At 62.5% G+C, this 6,398-nt stretch carries 5 protein-coding genes; 4 read left to right on the forward strand and 1 reads right to left on the reverse strand.

The features are described 5' to 3' along the window. Positions 1-6: 6 nt before the first annotated feature. Positions 7-1,359, forward strand: coding sequence for a 3-oxoacyl-ACP reductase (locus JJD66_RS25530; protein WP_200649314.1), 1,353 nt, complete (start codon positions 7-9; stop codon positions 1,357-1,359). Between the two features lie 2 nt (positions 1,360-1,361). Further along, positions 1,362-2,210 (forward strand): MaoC family dehydratase, encoded by an 849-nt coding sequence (locus JJD66_RS25535; protein WP_200649315.1) that lies wholly within the window; start codon positions 1,362-1,364, stop codon positions 2,208-2,210. Between the two features lie 414 nt (positions 2,211-2,624). Here JJD66_RS25535 and JJD66_RS28565 read toward each other — a convergent pair whose 3' ends face one another. Continuing rightward, positions 2,625-3,065 carry a hypothetical protein gene (locus tag JJD66_RS28565; RefSeq protein WP_442800185.1) on the reverse strand — a complete coding sequence of 147 codons (441 nt, stop codon included), beginning with the start codon at positions 3,063-3,065 and terminating at the stop codon, positions 2,625-2,627. On the opposite strand from JJD66_RS28565, the gene JJD66_RS25540 reads away from it, so the two are divergent. Together JJD66_RS25540 and JJD66_RS25545 are read left to right on the forward strand one after the other, a co-directional pair. Continuing rightward, the gene (locus tag JJD66_RS25540) at positions 3,057-4,295 is read left to right on the forward strand and encodes a collagen-like triple helix repeat-containing protein (protein WP_198716885.1); all 1,239 of its coding nucleotides are present in this window, start codon (positions 3,057-3,059) and stop codon (positions 4,293-4,295) included. The genes JJD66_RS28565 and JJD66_RS25540 overlap by 9 nt on opposite strands. 186 nt (positions 4,296-4,481) lie before the next feature. Next, complete coding sequence (locus tag JJD66_RS25545; protein ID WP_200649317.1) at positions 4,482-6,164, forward strand: ShlB/FhaC/HecB family hemolysin secretion/activation protein; 1,683 nt, start codon at positions 4,482-4,484, stop codon at positions 6,162-6,164. Positions 6,165-6,398 lie beyond the last annotated feature (234 nt).

Raw genomic sequence — 6,398 nt, forward strand, 5'->3', positions numbered from 1 at the left:
CGTTCCATGTCTGACCGTTATATCGACTTCGCCAACTCAAGCCTCGGCCATCGCCTGGTCGCCGCCATTGGCCTGCCGTCACCGGTACGCCTGGAACGCTGGCAAGCCGGGCGCCTGCGCCCGGTCGAAGGTGCGCTGCTGCTGGGCGGTGGCGCATTGGCTACCCAGGTGCTGGCATTTGCCAACCGACTCACCGACGCCGTCTACAGCTACGGCGCCGAAGCCTCGACAGCGCCCGCGTGGATTCCAGGACACGGCCCCAAGCTCAAGGCGGTGGTGTTCGATGCCAGCGGTTTGCAGCACACCGACCAGCTCAAGCAGCTGCGCGAATTCTTCCAACCACTGCTTAAAAACCTCGACCACAGTGCCCACTTGGTGATCCTTGGCCGGGCGCCGGAAAGCCTCAGCGATCCGTTCGCCGCCAGCGCCCAGCGCGCCCTGGAAGGGTTCAGCCGCTCTTTGGCCAAGGAGTTGCGCAGCGGTGGCGTGCTGCAGTTACTGTACGTGGGCGACGGTGCCGAAGGCCAGTTGGAGGGCGCGCTGCGGTTTTTCCTCTCGCCCAAAAGCGCTTATATCTCGGGCCAGGTGATTCGCCTGTCAGCTTGCGACACCCCGGTGCAAGACTGGACGCGCCCTTTGGCCGGGCGCAAGGCGTTGGTTACCGGCGCCGCCCGAGGCATCGGTGCCTCCATCGCCGAAACCCTGGCCCGCGACGGCGCCGACGTGATTCTGCTCGATGTGCCCCAGGCCAAGGCCGACCTCGAAGCCCTGGCCGCACGCCTGAATGCACGCACGGTGGCCCTGGATATCTGCGCCGAAGATGCCGCACGCCAACTGATCGAGCACCTGTCAGACGGGCTCGACATCCTGGTGCACAACGCTGGCATCACCCGCGACAAAACCCTGGCCAACATGACCCCGGAATACTGGGACGCAGTGCTGGCGGTCAACCTCAAGGCTGCGCAAGTGCTGACCAAGGCCCTGCTCGACAGCGGCACCCTGCAGGACAATGCACGGGTGGTGTTGCTGGCTTCTATCAGTGGCATCGCCGGCAATCGTGGGCAAACCAACTATGCCGCAAGCAAGGCCGGGTTGATCGGCCTGGCTCAAGCCTGGGCGCCGCTGTTGAAGGAGCGTGGGATCAGCATCAACGCCGTCGCGCCAGGGTTTATCGAAACCCAGATGACCGCGCATATTCCCTTCGCCCTGCGCGAGGCCGGGCGCCGCATGAGTTCCCTGGGCCAAGGTGGCTTGCCCCAGGACGTGGCCGAAGCCGTTGCCTGGCTGAGCCAGCCGGGTTCCGGCGCGGTCAGCGGCCAAGCGCTGCGGGTGTGTGGGCAAAGTCTTCTGGGAGCGTAAGCATGCAATGGCAAACGTTGGACAGCACCCCGCCCCTACTGCCGCTGTATTGGCGTGCGGCGCTCAAGCGCAAGATCACCGGCAGCTCACTGCCCGAATGTGGGTTGCGCTGCCGGATGAGTATCAACCCCAGCGCCGTTGCCGCGTACCGCAAGGTGTGCGGCTTTGCTGACAGCCCGATGCTGCCGGCGACTTATCCGCATATCCTCGCGTTCGGCCTGCAACTGCAACTGCTGACGGACAAGAGCTTTCCGTTTCCGTTGCTGGGGTTGATCCACCTGCGCAATCGCATCCGTATTCATCGGCCGTTGGGTGGCGTGGGTGACGTGAGTGTCGGTGTCTACGCACGCAATCTCAGCCCCCATCCCAAGGGGGCCACCTTTGACATCGTCACCGTTGTAGAGGATGCACTTGGACTTTTGTGGGAAGCCGAAAGCCGAATGTTGTGTCGAGGCGTGAAGCTGGAGGGCGAAGCCCTGGAGAGCGGATTGCAAACCCCAGACACGCTCACCGAACTGACGCGCTGGAAAGCGCCCACTGACATAGGCCGCCGCTACGCCCGAGTGTCCGGCGACTACAACCCTATCCACCTCAGTGGGCCTACCGCCAAACTGTTCGGTTTTCCCCAGGCCATCGCCCACGGGTTATGGAACAAGGCGCGCACCCTCGCGGCGCTGGCAGAACACCTGCCGGCCGCCAATATTGAAATCGACGTCGAGTTCATGAAGCCGGTGCGCCTGCCCAGTGAAGTGATATTGATGAGCAGCGCGGCCGGTTCGAGCGGGGCGTTGGAACTCAAAGGCGCTGGGGATATACAACATATGCTGGGGCAGTGGCAGCCGACTGCCTGAAAACCCTGATTAATTGTATATATACACCCTAAGTTATAGCGGACCTTACGAGGTCCGTCTTTATTTACAACACTTTGATTTTACTATTATAAACATCCTGAAACATCCTTCCATTACACCTTTGGTATTAGTCATTAAGCCGACGATGGCGGGATGTATATAAATCGTTAATACCAAGTTGAGCGTTGCGTGAAAGAGTGCCCTCGCCTGAGATAGCCACACGGACAAACCTATCGTTATCCGAAGAAGTAACGAAGGTTTGAAACAACCAAGGTTGTACCAGGTGCAAGGAACTCAATCATGAAAACTCAAGTCGTGTTTTGGAAAGCAAGTACCGCGCTGGCCCTGATTCTGGCAATGAGCCTGGGCGGCTGCAGCAGCGGTGGTGGCGGGCATAAATCCAGCGTGGCGGCGTCATCGCCGGATGCTGGGGCAGGTGCCGGGAGCGGTGATGGCGGCACGGGCGGCGGTACCGGTGGGACTGGTGGCGGCGCAGGTGGTACTGACGGCGGCAAGGGTGGGACTGGCGGTGGCACCGGTGGCACTGACGGCGGCACGGGTGGGACTGGCGGTGGCACCGGTGGCACTGACGGCGGCACGGGTGGGACTGGCGGTGGCACCGGTGGCACTGACGGCGGCACGGGTGGGACTGGCGGTGGCACCGGTGGGACTGGCGGCGGCACGGGTGGGACTGGCGGTGGCACCGGTGGGACTGGCGGCGGCACGGGTGGGACTGGTGGTGGCACCGGCGGCACTGGCGGCGGAACAGGTTCGACAACCACCCCGCTGATCACCGGCCAGATCGCCGGCACCCTCGGCACCACCGTAGGCAATGTAGGCGCAGCAGTGGGTGATCTCGGAGGCGCCTTGACCCCTGTTCCAATCGTCGGCACCACAGCAGGCGGCCTGGTCACCTCGGTCGGCACTGCGGTCACCACCATCGGCACCGGCGTCACAACAGGCCTGGGTTCCCTGGGAACCAATAGCAATTCGCTGGGCATTACGGTCGCAGGTGTCGGCGGCGGCGTAGCTGACTTGGGCGACGGCCTGTCGACCACCGGCCAATCACTGTCAACCACTCTCGGCGGTGTCCCCGTTGTGGGCGGCCTGACAGGCGGAGTGGGCACTGCGGTAGGTGGCGTCGTGGATAAAGTCGGCACCACCGTCACCATGCTCGGCGATACCCTCAGTACGGCCAGCACCACCGGCCCGCTGGGTTCGTTGACCAACACCTTGGGCAGCAAAGTCGTGGTGCCTGTGGTGTCGCTGGTGGAAAACACCACCGGCAACCTGGGTAACGCAACCGGCTTGGGCACTCCACTCAATGGCGTACTGGATAAGGTCGGCTCGACCGTCACCAGCTTGGGGACTCAAGTCGCCAGCACGGGCGGCACGGGCAACCCGGTCACCGGCGTTGTCGGCACCGTGCTCACCGGCGTCGGTGGCACACTGGATAAATCAGGTGGTTATGTCGCCCCAACCGGTGGCACCTCGGCTACCGGCATTCCAGAACTGGTGGGTGGCCTGGTCGCTAACGTGGGTACCGGCCTGAACGTGGGCAACACCAACGGCACCGTCAGTGCAGCGGGTGTGACCGGTGGTGCAGTCGGCGGCACCGTTGCCTCGCTGGGCACTGTGCTGGGTGGCACAGGTGTAGCAAACACCGCTGCTACCGCACCGGTCGCCACCGTGGCCGCCAATGTCGGCGCCGCGCTCAACCCTGTGACCAGCGGCGTCACCAACCTGACGCAAACCATCGGCACCACTACCGGTGTGGGCGCGCCGGTCAATGGCCTGGTGACTCAAGTCGGCGGCGCAGTCAGCAGCTTGGGCACTAACCTGACCGCAGCCAATGCCAACCCGATCACCAACGCGGTGGGCACCACCGTCACAGCGGTCGGCGGCACCGTCGCCTCGGTGGGTGGCCTGGTAACCGGCGGCACCACTGGCGGCACCAGCGGTGGTTTGCTCGGTGGCCTGAATATCGGCACCACCGCCACAGCAACCGGCACTGCCACAACCACGGGCGGCACTACGGCCACAGGCGGTCTGGGCGGTTTGTTGAATGGCCTGACCGGCAAATAGAAATGCACCTGGCCGATTAGACGGCCTCCCCTACAGCGCCTACGCTTGGTTGAGACGAGAGACCTTTAATAAGTCTCTCGTCTTTTTTATGGGCAGCGACACCTGTGATCAGTCGCCGCCCTCCCGAACCGAGTCCCAGAACCCGGCGGGCCCGAAGCGCTGCTGCAGTTGACCATGGAGTGTCCTATGCGCGTGTTGACCCCGTTGTTATTGCTCACCCTCAGTGCTTACGCCCAGGCCGAGACCCTTCCCAGCTTTCTTAACAGCAACGACACTGTCCGCACCCTGCCGGTGCCCAACCTGCCCGCTGACGCCTACCGACCACCCACGTCGAAAACCCAAGTACCCGAGGCGCCGCCGACTGCGGGCCAGCCGCTGTTGATGGACACCAAGGTCACTATTCGAAAGTTGCAGATCGAAGGCGGAACGGTCTACCCGCTCGCCGAGACGGCACAGGTGTATGCGCCGTTGATTGGACGTGAAACCAACCTTGCGCAACTGATTGAAGCGACCCGTGGCATCACCCGCCGTTATCAGGAGGATGGCTACCTGCTGTCCTACGCCTTCCTGCCGCAACAGAAATTCGAAAATGGCCTGGTCCGCGTGGTACTGGTGGAAGGCTACATCAAGGACTATCAACAAACCGGCGACATTGGTTCGGTGTCGGCCTACGTCGATAAACTCGCGCAAAAGCTCCTGGCCGAACGCCCACTGACTCGCAAGACGTTCGAGCGCTATACCACGCTGATGAGCCGCATCCCCGGCCTCAGCGTACAAGCGCAAGTACCGCCGCCAGGCACCACCGATGGCGCCACGCACATGCAGATCCAGGCCAGCCGCAAACCTTTCACCACCAGCATGAGCCTGGTGCAGAAAAGCCGTGGCGGCACGCAAGCGTTGCTGAGCGCAACCAGCAATTCCCAGACGTCCATGGGCGAGCAGCTCAGCGTCAGCGGCCTGTTCCCACCCGGCGAGGACAAAGAGCATTACTACCGCGTGGACTACAACCAATTCATCAATGCCGAAGGCACCCAACTGGCGCTCGCCGCCGAGCGCTATCGCGCCGACCCCAGCAGCAGCGTGCAACTGGACGGCGGTTTCGAACTCAAGCCGCACCAGTCCATCGACCGCTATTCCATTGGCCTGAGCCACCCATTCATTGCCTCCCCGACCGAGTCCTTCACCCTGGGCACACGCCTGTACGCGGTCGACCAGACTACGCGCTATAAACTGGTGGGTTACCCGCTGCGTTTCGACATCGAATCCAACCTGCGCGCCTTGGCCTTCGAAGGTGATTGGCGCAAAGCCGACGCGCGACGCCTACGCATCATCAGCGGTGGCCTGTACCAGGGCATCGATGGCCTGGGCGCCAAGGCCCGCAGTGACCTGGACGTGGCTAAACCCGACCTCGACTTCTTCCGCCTGCGCCTCTCCGGCGTGCAAAGCGACAAGTTCTTCGACAACTGGCAAGGCGTACTTTCCGGCGCGCTGTACTGGAGCAACAACACCCTGCCCGACAGCGAACGCGCCACCTTCGGGGGGCAAAATTTCGGCCGCGGCTACCCGGACGACCAAGGCTCGGGCGACAAGGGCTGGGGGGTGGCGTACGAGGTCAACTACAGCTTCAACCGCGCCGGCAACTGGGTGAAAATCCTGCAACCCTACGTAGTGGTCGATCGCGCCAAATCCTGGTTCAACGACCTGCCTGTCAAGGCCAACGACATGTCGTCGGCGGCGGTAGGTTTACGCTTTGGCGACAACAAGTACTACAACATCGCGCTGGAAGCGGCCAAGCCAATGTCGGATATCGCCCTGGACAGCTTCAATCGCAGGCCTCGGTATACGCTGAGCTTCAGTTATCAACTGTGACGAGGGCACCTGTAATCAATGTGGGAGCTGGCTTGCCTGCGATGGCGCTCTTCGGGTCGACCATTTAATTGGGTTGGAATGAGTAGATATCTCGGTTACCTGCCATACCGCCTTCGCGAGCAAGCCCGCTTGTATGCTAGGACTTGAAGGGAGGAGAAGGGACAAAGCCCGATTCTGACTGTTGACGCAGTACAGACCGTGGGAGATTTCGCCCCTCCTCCTTTCACCCAAGCG

The sequence above is a fragment of the Pseudomonas sp. MF6751 genome, assembly GCF_016613265.1.
Taxonomy (GTDB): Bacteria; Pseudomonadota; Gammaproteobacteria; order Pseudomonadales; family Pseudomonadaceae; genus Aquipseudomonas; species Aquipseudomonas fluorescens_BV.

Excerpts from the sequence above, each read along its gene's own strand:
- JJD66_RS25530 (WP_200649314.1), top strand. The coding sequence starts at position 7 with ATGTCTGACCGTTATATCGACTTCGCCAACTCAAGCCTCGGCCATCGC.
- JJD66_RS25545 (WP_200649317.1), top strand. The coding sequence starts at position 4,482 with ATGCGCGTGTTGACCCCGTTGTTATTGCTCACCCTCAGTGCTTACGCC.
- JJD66_RS25535 (WP_200649315.1), top strand. The coding sequence starts at position 1,362 with ATGCAATGGCAAACGTTGGACAGCACCCCGCCCCTACTGCCGCTGTAT.